Source organism: Streptomyces sp. NPDC007157 (assembly GCF_040634235.1).
GTDB lineage: Bacteria > Actinomycetota > Actinomycetes > Streptomycetales > Streptomycetaceae > Streptomyces.
In genome coordinates this window covers 164,112-181,188 of record NZ_JBEYFE010000012.1, presented here as the reverse complement: position 1 = coordinate 181,188, position 17,077 = coordinate 164,112, and the positions used below count along the sequence as shown (strand labels likewise).

General features: G+C 69.5%; 15 protein-coding genes. 11 read left to right on the top strand and 4 right to left on the bottom strand.

The features are described from left to right. Window positions 1-48: 48 nt before the first annotated feature. Together ABZ642_RS22955 and ABZ642_RS22950 are read left to right on the top strand one after the other, a co-directional pair. Window positions 49-1,668 carry an MFS transporter gene (locus ABZ642_RS22955; RefSeq protein WP_360487028.1) on the top strand — a complete coding sequence of 540 codons (1,620 nt, stop codon included), beginning with the start codon at window positions 49-51 and terminating at the stop codon, window positions 1,666-1,668. Between the two features lie 261 nt (window positions 1,669-1,929). Beyond that, complete coding sequence (locus ABZ642_RS22950) at window positions 1,930-2,217, top strand: small hydrophobic protein (RefSeq protein ID WP_360487330.1); 288 nt, start codon at window positions 1,930-1,932, stop codon at window positions 2,215-2,217. An 81-nt stretch (window positions 2,218-2,298) separates the two neighbouring features. Here ABZ642_RS22950 and ABZ642_RS22945 read toward each other — a convergent pair whose 3' ends face one another. Together ABZ642_RS22945 and aceE are read right to left on the bottom strand one after the other, a co-directional pair. Then, complete coding sequence (locus ABZ642_RS22945) at window positions 2,299-3,147, bottom strand: potassium channel family protein (protein ID WP_360487025.1); 849 nt, start codon at window positions 3,145-3,147, stop codon at window positions 2,299-2,301. A 123-nt stretch (window positions 3,148-3,270) separates the two neighbouring features. Continuing rightward, complete coding sequence (gene aceE / locus ABZ642_RS22940; protein WP_360487022.1) at window positions 3,271-6,018, bottom strand: pyruvate dehydrogenase (acetyl-transferring), homodimeric type; 2,748 nt, start codon at window positions 6,016-6,018, stop codon at window positions 3,271-3,273. A 404-nt stretch (window positions 6,019-6,422) separates the two neighbouring features. On the opposite strand from aceE, the gene ABZ642_RS22935 reads away from it, so the two are divergent. The 6 genes from ABZ642_RS22935 to ABZ642_RS22910 all read left to right on the top strand — a co-directional run bounded on the left by ABZ642_RS22935 (window position 6,423) and on the right by ABZ642_RS22910 (window position 11,019). Further along, complete coding sequence (locus ABZ642_RS22935; protein ID WP_351692127.1) at window positions 6,423-6,860, top strand: DUF3052 domain-containing protein; 438 nt, start codon at window positions 6,423-6,425, stop codon at window positions 6,858-6,860. A gap of 118 nt (window positions 6,861-6,978) precedes the next feature. Continuing rightward, complete coding sequence (locus tag ABZ642_RS22930) at window positions 6,979-7,437, top strand: peroxiredoxin (protein WP_360487018.1); 459 nt, start codon at window positions 6,979-6,981, stop codon at window positions 7,435-7,437. A gap of 175 nt (window positions 7,438-7,612) precedes the next feature. Further along, entirely contained in the window at window positions 7,613-8,188 is a 576-nt protein-coding gene (locus ABZ642_RS22925; protein ID WP_360487016.1) for a TerD family protein, read from the top strand. Between the two features lie 119 nt (window positions 8,189-8,307). Continuing rightward, window positions 8,308-8,883, top strand: coding sequence for a TerD family protein (locus ABZ642_RS22920; RefSeq protein WP_360487013.1), 576 nt, complete (start codon window positions 8,308-8,310; stop codon window positions 8,881-8,883). A 132-nt stretch (window positions 8,884-9,015) separates the two neighbouring features. Then, the gene (locus ABZ642_RS22915; protein WP_360487010.1) at window positions 9,016-10,161 is read left to right on the top strand and encodes a DUF475 domain-containing protein; all 1,146 of its coding nucleotides are present in this window, start codon (window positions 9,016-9,018) and stop codon (window positions 10,159-10,161) included. A gap of 120 nt (window positions 10,162-10,281) precedes the next feature. Further along, window positions 10,282-11,019 (top strand): Tellurium resistance, encoded by a 738-nt coding sequence (locus ABZ642_RS22910; RefSeq protein WP_360487007.1) that lies wholly within the window; start codon window positions 10,282-10,284, stop codon window positions 11,017-11,019. An 18-nt stretch (window positions 11,020-11,037) separates the two neighbouring features. On the opposite strand, the gene ABZ642_RS22905 is transcribed toward ABZ642_RS22910, so the two are convergent. Next, window positions 11,038-11,826 carry a TerD family protein gene (locus ABZ642_RS22905; protein WP_360487005.1) on the bottom strand — a complete coding sequence of 263 codons (789 nt, stop codon included), beginning with the start codon at window positions 11,824-11,826 and terminating at the stop codon, window positions 11,038-11,040. A 176-nt stretch (window positions 11,827-12,002) separates the two neighbouring features. Here ABZ642_RS22905 and ABZ642_RS22900 point away from each other — a divergent pair, with 176 nt between their 5' ends. Genes ABZ642_RS22900 through ABZ642_RS22890 form a run of 3 tightly spaced genes read left to right on the top strand, consistent with a single transcriptional unit; the run spans window position 12,003 to window position 16,613 of the window. Next, window positions 12,003-13,175, top strand: a complete 1,173-nt coding sequence (locus tag ABZ642_RS22900; RefSeq protein WP_360487002.1) for an HpcH/HpaI aldolase/citrate lyase family protein — start codon at window positions 12,003-12,005, stop codon at window positions 13,173-13,175. Window positions 13,176-13,203: 28 nt separating this feature from the next. Beyond that, on the top strand, window positions 13,204-15,801 hold the full coding sequence (locus ABZ642_RS22895) for a phosphoribosyltransferase (RefSeq protein ID WP_360486999.1): 2,598 nt from the start codon (window positions 13,204-13,206) through the stop codon (window positions 15,799-15,801). Then, window positions 15,801-16,613, top strand: a complete 813-nt coding sequence (locus ABZ642_RS22890) for an HAD family hydrolase (protein ID WP_360486996.1) — start codon at window positions 15,801-15,803, stop codon at window positions 16,611-16,613. The genes ABZ642_RS22895 and ABZ642_RS22890 overlap by 1 nt, the downstream gene beginning before the upstream one ends. On the opposite strand, the gene ABZ642_RS22885 is transcribed toward ABZ642_RS22890, so the two are convergent. After that, window positions 16,610-16,828: a zinc ribbon domain-containing protein gene (locus tag ABZ642_RS22885; RefSeq protein WP_360486993.1), complete on the bottom strand. Its 219-nt coding sequence runs from the start codon at window positions 16,826-16,828 to the stop codon at window positions 16,610-16,612. The two genes, ABZ642_RS22890 and ABZ642_RS22885, sit on opposite strands and share 4 nt — an antisense overlap. Window positions 16,829-17,077 lie beyond the last annotated feature (249 nt).

The window sequence follows — 17,077 nt, the reverse complement described above, 5'->3', positions numbered from 1 at the left end:
AGTGATTTCGTTTGTCAACTGTCAGTCGCTGTCACTAGCCTCGATCGTATGACTAGTCAGACCACGATCGACACGGCGGGGTCGGGGGACGTAACACCTGCAGCCCTGCCGGAACAGCCGCCGGCCGCCGGCCTGCGCGGCCATCCCTGGTTCACCCTGATCACCGTCGCCGTCGGGGTCATGATGGTCGCCCTCGACGGCACCATCGTGGCCATCGCCAACCCGGCGATCCAGAAGGACCTCGGCGCCACCTTCGCCCAGGTGCAGTGGATCACCAACGGCTACTTCCTCGCCCTCGCGGTCTCCCTGATCACCGCGGGCAAGCTCGGTGACCGCTTCGGCCACCGGCAGACCTTCCTGATCGGCGTCGTCGGCTTCGCCGCCGCCTCGGGCGCCATCGGCCTGTCCGACAGCATCGGCCTGGTCGTCACCTTCCGGGTCTTCCAGGGCCTGTTCGGCGCGCTGCTGATGCCGGCCGCGCTGGGCCTGCTGCGAGCCACCTTCCCGGCCGAGAAGCTCAACATGGCCATCGGCATCTGGGGCATGGTCATCGGCGCCTCCACCGCGGGCGGCCCGATCCTCGGCGGTGTGCTGGTGCAGCACGTCAGCTGGCAGTCGGTGTTCTTCATCAACGTGCCGGTCGGCCTGCTCGCCCTTGTCCTGGGCGTGCTGATCCTGCGCGACCACCGCGCGGAGAACGCCCCGCGCTCCTTCGACCTGCTCGGCATCGCCCTGCTCTCCGGCGCGATGTTCTGCCTGGTCTGGGCGCTCATCAAGGCGCCGAGCTGGGGCTGGGGCGCCGGCCTGACGTGGACGTTCCTCGCCGTGTCCGTGCTGGGCTTCGCCCTCTTCTCCTTCTGGGAGACCAGGGTCAAGGAGCCGCTGATCCCGCTCACCCTGTTCCGCTCGGTCCCGCTCTCCGCGGGCGTGGTCCTGATGGTCCTGATGGCCATCGCCTTCATGGGCGGCCTGTTCTTCGTGACGTTCTACCTCCAGAACGTCCACGGCATGGACCCGGTGGACGCCGGCCTCCATCTGCTGCCCCTCACCGGCATGATGATCGTCGGCTCCCCGCTGGCCGGCGCCGCCATCACCAAGCTCGGCCCGCGGATCCCGCTGGCCGGCGGCATGGCGGCCACCGCGATCGCCATGTACGGCATGTCCACCCTGAAGGCGGACACCGGCAGCGGCGTGATGTCGATCTGGTTCGCCCTGCTCGGCCTCGGCCTCGCGCCGGTCATGGTCGGCGCCACCGAGGTCATCGTCGGCAACGCGGCGATGGAGCTGTCCGGGGTGGCCGGTGGTCTCCAGCAGGCCGCGATGCAGATCGGCGGCAGCCTCGGTACGGCCGTGCTGGGCGCCGTGATGGCCTCCAAGGTCGACAGCGACCTGCCGGGCAACTGGGCCGACGCGGGGCTGCCGAAGCTGACCGACGCGCAGCTGGCGCAGGCCTCCGAGGCGGTCCAGGTCGGTGTCGCGCCGGTCGCCGAGGGGACGCCCGCGGAGATCGCCGCGAAGATCTCCGGCGTCGCCCACGACACGTTCATCTCCGGCATGAGCCTCGCCTCGTTGGTCGCGGCGGGTGTGGCGGCGGTCGCGATCCTGGTCGCGCTGCTCACCAAGCGCGGCGAGAACGCGGACGCCGGCGCGGGCGTCGGGCACATCTGACGCGGGTTCAGCGCACCGCTCAGGCCGATATATCCGGTTTCTTTTGCTGGATTTCCCCTATCCGGGTGACTCCGCTAAAGGTTCCTCGCCCTCGGCACGCGCCGCAGGTCACAGTGGGTCAAGTCCTCCGCAGGGCATGGGAGGGCAGCCGGGCCGCGGCGCGCTGCTGGAGGGGGGCAGCGCGCGGGCAGGTCTGCGGACGCGGAACAGGGGTACCCGGTCATCGCACCCGAACAGTCCATGGAGACCAGGGAGTTGATGATGGCGAGCTTCGGCCAACGAACACGTGGGTACCCCCGTTCACGCGGCCGCGCAGGTATGCGGGACGGGCTGGACCGTGGCACGCTCGGAATCATCGGCACGATATTCGCCGTGGTCGGCTTCTTCGCGCTCGGGATCGTGCTGGGGCCGGCGGCACTGGTGTGCGGCTGGCTCTCCATGGGCCGGGCATGGAACCCGAGGAGTTCCATACCGGCGCTGGTGGCGGTGGTGCTGGGGGCGATCGACACGCTGCTGGCGTTGCTGTGGCTGGGCGGCGTATCGCTGTAGCCCGCGGGCCGGTGGGGGCCGCTCGCGCCCGCGCGGCGGAGCCGCAGATCGACACAGCCCCGCGCCCCTTACGGGGCTTGCTCAGCCGCGGGCGGTCGTGCCTCCCTCAGAGCCCGAAAGGCCTGGGGGCACCCCCGTGCGGCACGGCTGGACGCAGCGGCACCCCGCCGGCGCCGGTGAGCGCAACACCGTCACCTCAGCCCCCACCCCGTCCCGCAAAGCAGCCATCTCGGCTCGCAGCGCCCGTACTTCGTCCGTCAGCAGTGCGATCGCCTCCGTCTGCCGGCGCTCCTCCACGTCGTCCTTCTCGAACCGGGCGATGAACCACGTCGCGATGTTCGCCGTCACCACACCCAGCAGGGCGATCCCGGACAGCATCAGGCCGACCGCGATCATCCGGCCCAGCCCGGTCGTCGGCGCGTGGTCGCCGTACCCCACCGTCGTCATCGTGGTGAACGACCACCACAGCGCGTCACCCAGCGTCCGGATGTTCCCGTTCGGGGAGTCCCGCTCCACCGAGAGCACGGCCAGCGACCCGAACATCAGCAGTCCGACGACCGCGCCCACCACGTACGTCGTCAGCTGGATCTGCGAGGCCATCCGGGCCCGCCGCCCCACCAGCGTCAGCGTCGCGACGAGCCGCAGCAGCCGCAGCGGCTGGAGCAGCGGCAGCACCACCGCGCACAGGTCTATCCAGTGGGTCCTCACGAACTCCTTGCGCCGGGGCGCCAGGGTCAGCCGTACCAGGTAGTCCACGGCGAAAGAGCCCCAGACCACCCACTCCGCCACCGTGCAGACCGCGGTGAGGCCGTGCCCCGCGGAACTGTCCACGATCGGCAGGGCGTAGGCGACGGCGAAGGCCACCGCGAGCGCCAGCAACGGCCGTTGGGTCAGCTGCTCCCAACGCACCTGCGCGGACTGTGGCTCCATGTGGGCATCGTAGGCACTGTCCGCGCCCCGAAGGGGCGCGGGGAACTGCGCGACCGGCCTCCGCCGGACCCGCAGCTCCCCACCGCCCGCACCGCCCGCCCCGGCCGAAGCCGGGCGCAGCGGCTACGCGTCGCCGCCCGCCGCGCCCGGGTGCGCCGCGGTCACGTCCAGCAGCTGGTACCGGTCGATGGCCTGCTTGAGCACCGAGCGGTCGAGCCTGCCCTCACGGGCCAGCTCGGTCAGCACCGCGACCACGATCGACTGCGCGTCGATGTGGAAGAACCGGCGTGCCGCACCGCGCGTGTCGGCGAAGCCGAAGCCGTCGGCGCCCAGCGACTGGTACGTGCCCGGCACCCAGCGCGCGATCTGGTCCGGAACCGATCGCATCCAGTCGGACACGGCCACGAACGGACCCTCGGCGCCGCTCAGCTTGCGCGTCACGTACGGGGTGCGCTGCTCCTCCTCCGGGTGGAGGAGGTTGTGCTCCTCGCAGGCCACGGCCTCGCGCCGCAGCTCGTTCCAGGAGGTGGCGGACCAGACGTCGGCCTTCACGTTCCAGTCCGCGGCGAGGATCCGCTGGGCCTCGATCGCCCAGGGGACCGCGACACCGGACGCCATGATCTGCGCCGGGACGGTGCCGTCGGCGCCCGCGCTGATCCGGTGGATGCCCTTGAGGATGCCCTCCACGTCCACGCCGGCCGGCTCGGCCGGGTGCTGGATCGGCTCGTTGTAGACGGTCAGGTAGTAGAAGACGTCCTCGCCGTGCGGGTGCTCGGCGTCGCTGCCGTACATGCGGCGCAGGCCGTCCTGGACGATGTGCGCGATCTCGTACGCGTACGCCGGGTCGTAGGCCACACAGCCCGGGTTCGTCGAGGCGAGCAGCTGGGAGTGGCCGTCGGCGTGCTGGAGGCCCTCACCGGTCAGGGTCGTACGGCCGGCGGTCGCGCCCAGGACGAAACCGCGCGCCAGCTGGTCGGCCATCTGCCAGAACTGGTCGCCGGTGCGCTGGAAACCGAACATCGAGTAGAAGACGTAGACCGGGATGAGCGGCTCGCCGTGGGTGGCGTAGGCCGAGCCCGCCGCGATCAGGGAGGCCGTGCAGCCGGCCTCGGAGATGCCGTCGTGCAGCATCTGGCCGGTCGGCGACTCCTTGTAGGCGAGCAGCAGGTCGCGGTCGACCGCCTCGTACTGCTGGCCGAGGGGGTTGTAGATCTTCGCGCTCGGGAAGAAGGAGTCCATGCCGAAGGTGCGGTACTCGTCCGGCGCGATCAGTACGAAGCGGCGGCCGAGCTCCTTGTCCCGCATGAGGTCCTTGAGGAGACGGACAAAGGCCATGGTGGTCGCGATGGACTGCTGGCCGGTGCCCTTCTTCACGGTCGCGTACGTCTTGTCGTCCGGCAGGGCGAGCGGCTGGGAGCGTACGACGCGGGTCGGGACGTAGCCGCCGAGCCCCTTGCGCCGGTCGTGCATGTACTGGATCTCCTCCGAGTTCCGGCCCGGGTGGTAGTACGGCGGCAGGCCGGACTCCAGCTCCTGGTCGGAGATCGGCAGGTGCAGCCGGTCCCGGAAGCCCTTGAGGTCGGCGACCGTCAGCTTCTTCATCTGGTGCGTGGCGTTGCGGCCCTCGAAGTTCGGGCCCAGCGTCCAGCCCTTGATCGTCTTGGCCAGGATGACCGTCGGCTGGCCCCGGTGCTCGGTGGCCGCCTTGAACGCCGCGTAGATCTTGCGGTGGTCGTGGCCGCCGCGGCCCAGGTGCAGGATCTGGTCGTCGGTCATGTGCTCGACCATCGCGCGCAGCCGCTGGTCGTCGCCGAAGAAGTGGTCGCGGATGTACGCGCCGGACTCGGTGGCGTAGGTCTGGAACTGACCGTCGGGGGTCGTGTTCATCTTGTTGACCAGGACGCCGTCGCGGTCCTGGGCGAGCAGCGGGTCCCAGGTGCGGTCCCAGACCAGCTTGATCACGTTCCAGCCGGCGCCCCGGAAGACCGACTCCAGCTCCTGGATGATCTTGCCGTTGCCGCGTACCGGGCCGTCGAGCCGCTGGAGGTTGCAGTTGACGACGAAGGTCAGGTTGTCCAGGCCCTCGCGCGCGGCGATGGACAGCTGGCCGAGCGACTCCGGCTCGTCCATCTCGCCGTCGCCGAGGAACGCCCAGACGTGCGACTTCGAGGTGTCGGCGATCCCGCGCGCGTGCATGTAGCGGTTCATCCGCGCCTGGTAGATCGCGCCGATCGGGCCGAGGCCCATCGACACCGTCGGGAACTCCCAGAAGTCCGGCATGGAGCGCGGGTGCGGGTAGCTGGAGAGGCCGTTCGGGTATTTCGACTTCTCCTGGCGGAAGCCGTCCAGCTGCTCCTCGCCGAGCCGGTCGAGCAGGAACGCGCGTGCGTAGATACCGGGGGAGGCGTGGCCCTGGAAGAAGACCTGGTCGCCGCCGTGGCCGTCGTCCTTGCCGCGGAAGAAGTGGTTGAAGCCGACGTCGTAGAGGGACGCTGAGGAGGCGAAGGTGGCGATGTGGCCGCCGACGCCGATGCCCGGACGCTGGGCGCGGGAGACCATCACGGCCGCGTTCCAGCGGGTCGCGTTGAGGACCTTGCGCTCGATCTCCTCGTTGCCCGGGAAGAACGGCTCCGCGCGGGTGGGGATCGTGTTGACGTAGTCCGTGCTGCGCATCTCGGGAACGGCCACCCGCCGCTCGCGGGCGCGCTCGATCAGGCGGAGCATCAGATAACGGGCCCGTTCCCGGCCGCGCTCGTCCACGGCGGCGTCGAGCGAGTCGAGCCACTCCTGGGTTTCCTCGGGATCGAAGTCAGGAACCTGACTCGGAAGGCCGCCAATGATGATCGGGTTGCGATCGGATCCGGAAGCCACGCTGTTCCTTACCTGTCAGAGGGGCACTGATTCCCTGCGTTTCCCTGCACCGCTGTCCATCGTCCACCTCGGGGCAGCGCACGTCATCTCTACCGTGAGGTAACTCGGTCCCGGCCAAAACGCAACGATACGCCCGGGGTGTGACGTGTTTGGCAAACTCGTTCGACCGTCGTATGTGAGGATGATTCCGAAAGGAACATAGCGGGCAAAAGGGAGTGGTGTGAGCCACACCTGTCTGCGATACGGTGCCGGGAGTTGCGGCGACACGGCCGGGATCGTCACCGTTTCGGCGGTCTGAACGGCCGGGTACTTGCGCGATCGGTCCCGCCCGTGTGGACTACGGCCAATGCTTCGCGCACGCGCGTGGCTGAGTTAATCAACAAGACATGATCAGGAGGCAACCCGTGAGCGCGACCGCGGACCACGCGGAGGAGCGGACCACCCCTGCCGTCAGGCTGGGGTTCCAGCCAGACCAGGTGGTCCAGGAGATCGGCTACGACGACGACGTCGACCAGGAACTCCGCGAGTCCATCGAAGACACCATCGGCACCGAGTTGGTGGACGAGGACTACGACGACGTGGCCGACGCCGTGGTGCTGTGGTTCCGTGAGGATGACGGCGACCTGACGGACGCGCTGGTGGATGCCGTCACCTACATGGAGGAAGGCGGCTGGATCCTGCTGCTGACTCCGAAGACGGGCCGTGACGGCTACGTCGAGCCGAGCGACATCGGCGAGGCGGCGACGACCGCCGGCCTCTCGCAGACCAAGAGCGTCAGCGTGGGCAAGGACTGGAACGGCAGCCGGCTGCTGACCCCGAAGGGCGCCGCCAAGAAGCGCTGAGCCCCGACCGGCGGACGGACCGTTCCCCGGTCCGTCCGTCGGCCTGCCGTGATCGCCGCGCGAGGGTCGCCGCATAGGGTGTCCTCACCCGAACAGCCCCTTACGAAGGGATGCAGCGATGGCGATCCAGGTCGGCGACAAGGCGCCCGACTTCGAGCTCAAGGACAACCACGGCCGGTCCGTGAAGCTGTCCGACTTCCGCGGCGAGAAGAACGTCGTGCTGCTCTTCTATCCGTTCGCCTTCACGGGCGTGTGCACCGGTGAGCTGTGCGAGTTGCGCGACAACCTGCCGCAGTTCGAGGACCGCGGCACCCAGCTGCTCGCCGTCTCCAACGACTCCATCCACACCCTGCGGGTCTTCGCCGAGCAGGAGGGCCTGGAGTACCCGCTGCTCAGCGACTTCTGGCCGCACGGCGAGACCTCGCGCGCCTACGGCGTCTTCGACGAGGCCAAGGGCTGCGCGGTCCGCGGCACCTTCGTCATCGACAAGGAGGGTGTCGTGCGGTGGACCGTGGTCAACGGACTGCCGGACGCGCGCGACCTGAACGACTACGTGCGGGCGCTCGACGCCCTGTAGACCGCTCCGCGGGCCGCCCGTCGATCCCCTAGGGGGCGACACGGCCGACACCCGGTAATTCTTCGGGGTCCAGGGCCTGCGGGGGGCGGGAACCCGTCACTAGGATCGAATCGTTGATCCGGTATCCGAAGCACGACGGGGGCTCCCCGCCCCTGGACACCACAAGGGAGGACTCGTGGGAGTCAGCCTCAGCAAGGGCGGCAACGTTTCGCTGACGAAGGAGGCCCCGGGCCTGACCGCGGTCCTCGTCGGTCTGGGCTGGGACGTCCGGACCACCACCGGCGCCGACTTCGACCTGGACGCCAGCGCGCTGCTGCTGGACACGGCCGGCAAGGTCGCCAGCGACCAGAACTTCGTCTTCTTCAACAACCTCAAGAGCCCCGACGGCTCGGTCGAGCACACCGGTGACAACATCACCGGTGAGGGCGAGGGCGACGACGAGGTGATCAAGGTCAACCTGGCCACGGTCCCCGCCGACGTCGACAAGATCGTCTTCCCGGTGTCGATCTACGACGCCGACAACCGTCAGCAGTCCTTCGGCCAGGTCCGCAACGCGTTCATCCGCGTGGTGAACCAGGCCGGCGGCGCCGAGATCGCCCGCTACGACCTGTCCGAGGACGCCTCGACCGAGACCGCGATGGTCTTCGGCGAGCTGTACCGCAACGGCGCGGAGTGGAAGTTCCGTGCCATCGGCCAGGGCTACGCCTCCGGCCTGCGCGGCATCGCCCAGGACTTCGGCGTCAACGTCTGAGCCCATCATCCGAGGGCCTCGGCACTCGCACGTCCGCTCTGTCCGGCGCCGCACCGTTTACGGTCGGCGCCGGACGCGCAGGACAACCGGAGAAGCACCACTAGGGGAGGACCATCACCATGGGCGTCACGCTCGCCAAGGGAGGCAATGTCTCCCTCTCCAAGGCCGCACCGAACCTCACCAACGTCATGATCGGACTCGGCTGGGACGCCCGCTCCACCACCGGCGCCCCCTTCGACCTGGACGCCAGCGCGTTGCTGTGCAAGGACGGCCGGGTGCTCGGCGACGAGTGGTTCGTCTTCTACAACCAGCTCAAGAGCCCCGACGGCTCCGTCGAGCACACCGGTGACAACCTCACCGGTGAGGGCGACGGCGACGACGAATCGATTCTGGTCGATCTGCCCAAGGTGCCGGCCGAGTGCGACAAGATCATCTTCCCGGTCTCCATCCACATGGCCGACGAGCGCGGCCAGACCTTCGGCCAGGTCTCCAACGCGTTCATCCGGGTCGTCAACCAGGCCGACGGCCAGGAGCTCGCCCGCTACGACCTCAGCGAGGACGCCTCCACCGAGACCGCCATGATCTTCGGTGAGCTCTACCGGTACCAGGGCGAGTGGAAGTTCCGGGCGGTCGGCCAGGGCTACGCGTCCGGGCTGCGGGGTATCGCGCTCGACTTCGGTGTGAACGTCTCGTAGTACCCGTCACAGCCGGATGTGGGGCCCGCGCGAGCCGCAGGACACCGACGCCCTCTAGACTCCGTGGTCAACAGTGAGTAAAGCCGAGTACGGCGCGGGAGAGACCCGTACCACACCATGATTGGGTAGCCAGTGCTTCTGAAAACCTTCGGCTGGTCGTTCGCGATCACCGCGCTCGGCCTGGTCGCCGCGGTCTTCTACGGGGGGTGGGAGGCCTTCGGCATCGTCGCGATCCTCGCCGTCCTCGAGATCTCCCTGTCGTTCGACAACGCGGTCGTCAATGCCGGAATCCTGAAGAAGATGAGTGCCTTCTGGCAGAAGATCTTCCTCACGGTCGGTGTTCTCATCGCGGTCTTCGGCATGCGGCTGGTCTTCCCCGTCGTGATCGTCGCGGTGACCGCCAAGATGGGCCCCATCGAGGCCGTCGACCTCGCGCTCAACAACAAGGACCGCTACCAGGAACTGGTCACCGACGCCCACCCGGCGATCGCCGCCTTCGGCGGTATGTTCCTGCTGATGATCTTCCTCGACTTCATCTTCGAGGACCGGGACATCCAGTGGCTGCGCTGGATCGAGCGCCCGCTGGCCAAGCTCGGCAAGGTCGACATGCTGGCGGTCTGCATCGCCCTGATCGTCCTGCTGGTCACCTCCTTCACCTTCGCCACCCACGCCCACCAGCACGGCGGCGGCCACGTCGACAAGGCGCAGACGGTCCTGATCGCGGGTATCGCCGGTCTGATCACCTACATGATCGTCGGCGGCCTCTCCGGCTTCTTCGAGGACCGGCTGGAAGCCGAGGAGGAGCGCGAGCACGAGGAGGAGGAAGAGGCCGAGCGCACCGGCAGGAAGAAGTCGGCGGTCGTCCTGGCCGGCCAGGCCGCCTTCTTCATGTTCCTCTACCTGGAGGTCCTGGACGCGTCCTTCTCCTTCGACGGCGTGATCGGCGCGTTCGCCATCACCAACGACATCGTGCTCATGGCCCTCGGCCTCGGCATCGGCGCGATGTACGTCCGGTCGCTCACGGTCTACCTGGTCCGGCAGGGCACCCTCGACGACTACGTCTATCTGGAGCACGGCGCCCACTACGCGATCGGCGCGCTGGCGGTCATCCTGATGGTCACCATTCAGTACCAGATCAACGAGGTCATCACCGGTCTCGTCGGCGTCGTCCTGATCGGCTGGTCGTTCTGGTCCTCGGTGCGACGCAACCAGCGGCTGGCGGTGGCCGAGGGAAAAGCGGGGACGGACGAGAAGGCTGAGGTCTCGTCCGGCGTCTGAACCGGCTCACCGGGCCGAAAACGGAGGGTGTGACACCCTTCTGGACGAGGAACGCTCTGTTCGGGGCGGCCGGCACGGCCGGCCGCCCCGCGGCGTCGGCAGAAGTCTCTGGGGGCGGGAATGGGTTTCTTCGACGGGCTGCTGGGCGGAAGGGCGGCCGAGTTCGACTCGGGCAGCGCCGCGTCCAACTCCATCGAGCTCACCAAGCGGCACCAGCAGGTGTCCCTCACCAAGCAGGGCGCGGCCACCGGCAACCTGCGCGTCAACCTGAGCTGGCGGATGCGGACGTCCGACTTCGACGGCGAGCAGCGGACCAGCCTGTTCCGGCACCCCTTCAAGGCGCTCCGACCGCCGGAGGTGGTCGGGCACGGGCAGAGCATGGTCAACGTCGACCTCGACCTCGGGGCGCTGTACGAGCTGACCGACGGGAGCAAGGGGGTCGTACAGCCGCTCGGCGGCCTGCTCGGGGACGTCAACGCACCGCCGTACATCAAGCTCAGCGGCGACGACCGGTTCGGGTCGGCGTCCGGCGAGACGATGTACGTCAACCTGGATCATCGCGATGACATCAAGCGGTTGCTGGTGTTCGTGTACATCTACGACCAGACGCCGGCGTTCGACCGTACCCACGCGATCGTGACGCTGTACCCGAGCAACGGGCCGCGGATCGAGATAGGCCTGGACGAACGGCATCCGCAGGCCCGGTCCTGTGCGGTGGTCATGATCGAGAACTTGAAGGGCGAGCTGGTCGTCCGGCGCGAGGTGAAGTTCGTGTACGGGTTCCAGGGGGAGCTGGACCGCCTGTACGGGTGGGGGCTGCAGTGGGGGCGGGGTTACAAGACGAAGGTGGAGAAGTAGCCCCCTGGGCAGCTCCCGTCACCGCCCGATGAACTGCGGGCCCTGCGGAGGCAGCCGGAAGTCCGCGTTCGGGACCGTCGCCACCGGGATCGGGGCCGGTGGGGGGTACCCGTAGCCCGACTGGGGCTGCTGCTGGGGGTAGCCGTAGGCCGGCTGCGGGGTGGGTGAGGTCGGCTGCGGGTAGCCGTACGCCGGCTGGGTCGGGACCGAGGTCGGCTGCTCGGGCGGCAGCGGCTGGGAGGCCTGGGGCTCGTCCAGCGTCTCCGACTCGTCCACCGAGATGCCGAAGTCGGTCGCCAGGCCCTTGAGGCCGTTGCTGTAGCCCTCGCCGAGCGCGCGGAACTTCCAGCCCTCGCCCCTGCGGTACAGCTCGCCGCAGATCAGGGCCGTCTCGGCGCCGGTCTCCGGCTTGATGTCGAAATGGGCCAGCGGCTCGGCGTCGGGAGCCGAGGCGTCGTACAGCAGGATGCGCAGGGCGGGTACGTGTTCGAAGGGGATGTCGTCCGCCGACGCGACCAGAAGGATTCGGCCGACATTGGGCTCGACACCGGGGAGATCTGTCTGGATCGTGTCGGTGAGGCCTTCGGCCACCCGTTTCTTGCCGAGCCGCCAGACTTTTCCGGACGGGTGCCGGGGCTGGTTGTAGAAGACGAAGTCCTCGTCGGAGCGCACACGTCCGTCGGGGCCGAGGAGCAGCGCCGAGGCATCCACGTCCGGAACTCCCTGCCCGGGTGTCCAGCGCAGCACGGCCCGGACCGTGGTGGCTTCCAGCGGGACGTTCGACCCCTTCAGCATCGCGTGCGTCATGCGGTCATCCTGCCCTCTCGGTCCTGGTCACGACAACGCGGGGGGCTCCCCGACCGACACAGGCGGGTTACCTGGAATTCATGCCCGGCGGGAACCCTCGACATGGCTTTGTACGTACTATTACCGGCCACCCTTTACCCATTCCACAGGCTAGGCCCACGCCACGGGGGAGTTCTATGCGTCATTTCGGGCACATCGCACCTGAGGTGCGCCAGCGCCTCTTCCATCAGGAGCCGTGCGAGTTCACCGCCGACTCCCCGGCCCGGCTGCTCTCCGCGGCCCTGGGCGCCACGCTGTACAGCCCGGCCACCCGGGAGCGGCTCGCCGACGACATCGTCAAGCAGGCGGGACTCGGCGTGGTCTCGATGGTGCTGTGCCTGGAGGACTCCATCGGCGACGAGGACGTGGTGGCGGGCGAGGAGAACCTCGTCCGGCAGTTCGCCGACCTGGCCGCCCGGGTCCGGGAGGGCGTGGAGCCGCCGCTGCTCTTCATCCGGGTCCGCGAGCCCGAGCAGATCCCCGATCTCGTACGACGGCTCGGTGACAGCGTGTCGCTGCTGTCCGGTTTCGTGTTCCCGAAGTTCACCGAGGAGCGCGGCATCCCCTTCCTGCAGGCCCTGGACGGCGCCGAGGCGCGCAGCGGCCGCCGGCTGTTCGGGATGCCCGTCCTGGAGACACCCGAACTGATGTACCGCGAGACGCGTGTGGACGCCCTGGAGGGCATCGCCCGCGCCGTCGACAAGTACCGTGACAAGGTGCTGGCGCTACGCCTCGGTGTGACCGACTTCTGCTCGTCGTACGGGCTGCGGCGGGCACCCGACATGACCGCCTACGACGTGCAGATCGTCGCCTCCGTCATCGGCGACGTGGTGAACATGCTGGGACGGGCCGACGGCACCGGGTTCACGGTGACCGGACCGGTCTGGGAGTACTTCCGGGTGCCCGAGCGCATGTTCAAGCCGATGCTGCGGACCAGTCCCTTCCTTGAGGAGCAGGCCGTGGAACTGCGCAACCGGCTCATCGAGCACGCCATGGACGGCCTGCTGAGAGAGATCTCCCTGGACCAGGCCAACGGGCTGCTCGGCAAGACCTGCATCCATCCCTCGCACGTCATCCCCGTGCACGCGCTGTCGGTCGTCAGTCACGAGGAGTTCTGCGACGCCCAGGACATCCTGCGGCCGGAACGGGGCGGCGGGGGTGTACTTCGCTCGGCGTACACGAACAAGATGAACGAGGTGAAGCCGCACCGCGCCTGGGCCGAGCGGACCATGCTGCGGGCCGAGGTGTTCGGCGTGGCCAACGAGGACGTCGGCTTCGTGGAACTCCTCGCCGCCGGAATCCCCGGCTGACGGGCCCAGGGGACGACACAGGAAGCGCATGAACATCGCAGTGAACAACGAGGACTGGTCCGGTAGCTGGGTCGCCGAGCGGCTCGGCGTCGAACTCGTGGGCGACGACGGCCTGCGGGCCCTCCTCGGACTCGCCCTGCGCCGCAACCCGAAGCGGGCCCACCTGCTGGTCTCCAACGTGCTCGGCAAGCACGTGCCGCAGTCGCCGGCGGTGGTGTACGGCCACGGGTTCGGTCTGGGCCGACGGGTACGCGAGCTCCTCGGTGACGAGGAGGCGGCCCGGGCGGTGGTGGTGGGCTACGCCGAGACGGCCACGGGCCTGGGGCATTCGGTGGCCGACGGTATCGGCCTCGCCCCGTACCTGCACTCCACGCGGCGGCCGGTCCCGGGCGTCACCCCGGCCGGCGGTTTCGAGGAGTCCCACTCCCACGCGACCTCGCACCTGCTGCTGCCGGAGGACCCGGAGCTGCTGGCCGGCGAGGGTCCTCTCGTTCTGGTCGACGACGAGTTCTCCACGGGTAACACGGTCCTGAACACGATCAGGGACCTGCACGCCCGTTATCCGCGGAAACGTTACGTCGTGGTGGCTCTGGTGGATATGCGGTCACCGGAGGATGCGGGGCGCCTCGCGGATCTCGCCGGTGAGATCGGCGCGAGGGTGGACCTGGTGGCCGGCGCATCCGGCACCGTGAAGCTGCCCGAGGGTGTCCTGGAAAAGGGGCAGGCGCTGGTGGCGAAGTACGAGGAGAGTGCCGCGGCCGCTGGTGGGCCGGGTGCGGCGCCGTCGGGGCTTGTCGCGCAGTTCCCCGCGCCCCTTACCGGCGCTGCCCGTGACCCCCTAGGGGCGCGGGGCTGTGTCGAATCTGCGGCTACCGCCGAGCGGGCGCGAACGGCCCCCGCCGGCCCGCAGGCGGCCGACGACCGCACCACCCCCCACGTCACCACCATCGACCTGCACTGGCCGCACGGCCTCCCCGACGGCGGGCGGCACGGCTTCACCCCGGCCCACCGAATACGCCTTGAGACGGCCCTCCCCGCCATGGCCGCCCGCCTCGCCGAGGCGCTGCCCCCCGACGCCCGCCGCGTGCTCACGCTCGGCTTCGAGGAGCTGATGTACGCCCCCCTCAGAGTCGCCCGTGAGCTGGAGCCCCTCGTCGCCGCCGAGGTGCGGTACTCCACCACCACCCGCTCACCCGTGCTGGCCGTCGACGACCCCGGTTACGCCATCCGCAGCCGGCTCGTCTTCCCGGCCCACGACAACCCCGCCGACGGCCCCGGCGAGCGCTACGCGTACAACGTGGCCGGCGCCGGCTTCGACGCGGTGGTCGTCTTCGTCGACTCGGCCGGCGACACCCCGGAACTCCACGCCCCGGACGGCCTGTTGGCCCGGCTCGGCGCGCATGCCCCGCATGTCCTGCTCGCGGTTGTACCGTCGTACGTCCCCGCGCTGACCGAAGAGAGCCCCGCCATGCTGCCCGAGCCCCTCCGCGGCCCCGCCTTCTCCTCGTACCCGCCGGAGGACGTCGGCTGGCTGCTCCAGGACCTCTCGGACGTCACCCTGGAGGCGCCGACCGAGGAGCGCGAGGAGGCGATCCAGAGCGGCGGCGCGCACTACGCGGAGTCGCTGCCGGTGGAGTACCAGCCGAGCGAGCGGTACCAGGCGCTCTTCCACGCGGCCCTGGAGACCTCGGCCGCCCGGATCGCGCAGGCGGTCGGAGTCGTGACGGAGACCGTGCTGGCCGAACGGGCGGCCCGGCCGGTGCTGGTCTCGCTGGCCCGCGCCGGGACCCCGGTGGGCGTGCTGATGCGCCGCTGGGCGCGGTTCCGGTACGGCGTCGAGCTGCCGCACTACGCCGTGTCGATCGTGCGCGGCCGCGGTATCGACGCGAACGCGCTGCGCTGGCTGGCCGCGCACCACGACCCGCGGGACGTGGTCTTCGTGGACGGCTGGACCGGGAAGGGCGCGATCACCCGGGAACTCGCCGACGCGGTCGAGGAGTTCGAGGAGCGGGAGGGCGTCTCCGGGTTCGACCCGGAGATCGCGGTGCTCGCGGACCCCGGGTCGTGCGTGCGGACGTACGGCACCCGGGAGGACTTCCTGATCCCCTCCGCCTGTCTCAACTCGACCGTCTCCGGGCTGATCTCGCGGACCGTGCTGCGGGCCGACCTGGTGGGTCCTGACGACTTCCACGGCGCGAAGTTCTACCGCGAACTGGCCGGGGCCGATGTGTCGGTGGCCTTCCTGGACGCGGTCGCCGACCGGTTCGGGGAGGTCGTGGACGCGGTGGACGCGGCCGTGAAGGAGCTGGCCGTCGCCGACCGCACGCCGACCTGGGAGGGCTGGGCCGCCGTCGAGCGGATCAGCGAGGAGTACGGCATCCACGACGTGAACCTCGTCAAGCCGGGCGTGGGGGAGACCACCCGGGTGCTGCTGCGCCGGGTGCCCTGGAAGATCCTGGCGCGGGCCGGGGCGGGCGCCGACCTCGACCACGTACGGCTGCTGGCCGAGCAGCGCGGTGTGCCGGTCGAGGAGGTCGGTGAACTGCCGTACACCTGTGTCGGGTTGATCCATCCCCAGTACACGCGCGGGGCGACCGGCGCCGACGGCAGGGCGGTGAACGTCTGATGGCGGTGCTGGTGGCGAGCGACCTCGACCGTACGCTCATCTACTCGGCGGGTGCGCTGGCGCTGACCATGCCGGACGCGCGGGCGCCCCGGCTGCTCTGTGTCGAGGTGCACGAGAGCAGGCCGCTGTCGTACCTGACCGAGACGTCCGCGCAGTTGCTGACCGAGCTCGGGGACGCGGCCGTGTTCGTGCCGACGACCACCCGGACCCGCAAGCAGTACGAGCGGATCAACCTGCCGGGGCCCGCGCCGCGCTACGCCATCTGTGCCAACGGCGGGCATCTGCTGGTGGACGGGGTGTCCGACGGGGACTGGCACGGGCAGGTGCTGGCGCGGCTGGCCGACGAGTGCGCGCCGCTGGACGAGGTGGAGGCGTATCTGACCGAGCACGCCGACCCGGTGTGGCTGCGCAAGCTCCGGGTCGCCGAGGACCTGTTCGCCTACCTGGTGGTGGAGCGGGAGCTGCTGCCCGAGGAGTGGGTGAAGAGCCTCGCGGTGTGGGCGGAGAACCGCGGCTGGACGGTGTCGTTGCAGGGCCGGAAGATCTACGCCGTGCCGAGGCCGCTGACGAAGAGCGCGGCGATGCGGGAGGTCGCGCGGCGGACCGGGGCCGGGCTGACGCTGGCCGCCGGGGACTCGCTGCTCGACGCCGACCTGCTGCTGGCCGCGGACCGTGGCTGGCGGCCGGGGCACGGCGAGTTGGCCGACGCCGGGTGGGCCGGGCCGGCCGTGGTCGCGTTGCCGGAGCGCGGAGTGCTCGCCGGAGAACGAATCCTGCGGGAATTCCTGAAGACGGTCCGTACGGAGGGCTAACCGCAGCAGCCGCCGCCGCAACAGCCTCCTCCGGAACCCCCGGTGGAGCCGGCGGCGGGCGCGGACGCCGTGCCTCCCACCGCCACCGTCGACAAGAGCTTCACCGTGTCTTCATGCCCTTCGGGGCATGCCGCCGGGGCGGACGACTCGGCCATCGGGCGGGACAGTTCGAAGGTGTCGCCGCAGGCGCGGCAGCGGTACTCGTAGCGGGGCATGAGGACAGGCTAACGGGAGCGACGGGATCCAGGCCGAAGTGATCGGGTCGTGGCGCGAGGGCACACAGACCACACCATTTCCTGACGCATCCTCACCACAGCTTCACGAGAACGCTCTTGTCCGAACATGATCCGACGGGAACGCACCAGTAAGCTTGACGATCATTTTTGTGAAATGCGGCTGGACTGTGAAGATCCACGGCCTGTATCTCTTGTGTGATCTTGGGCGCCGCTTGCGCCCGGACATAC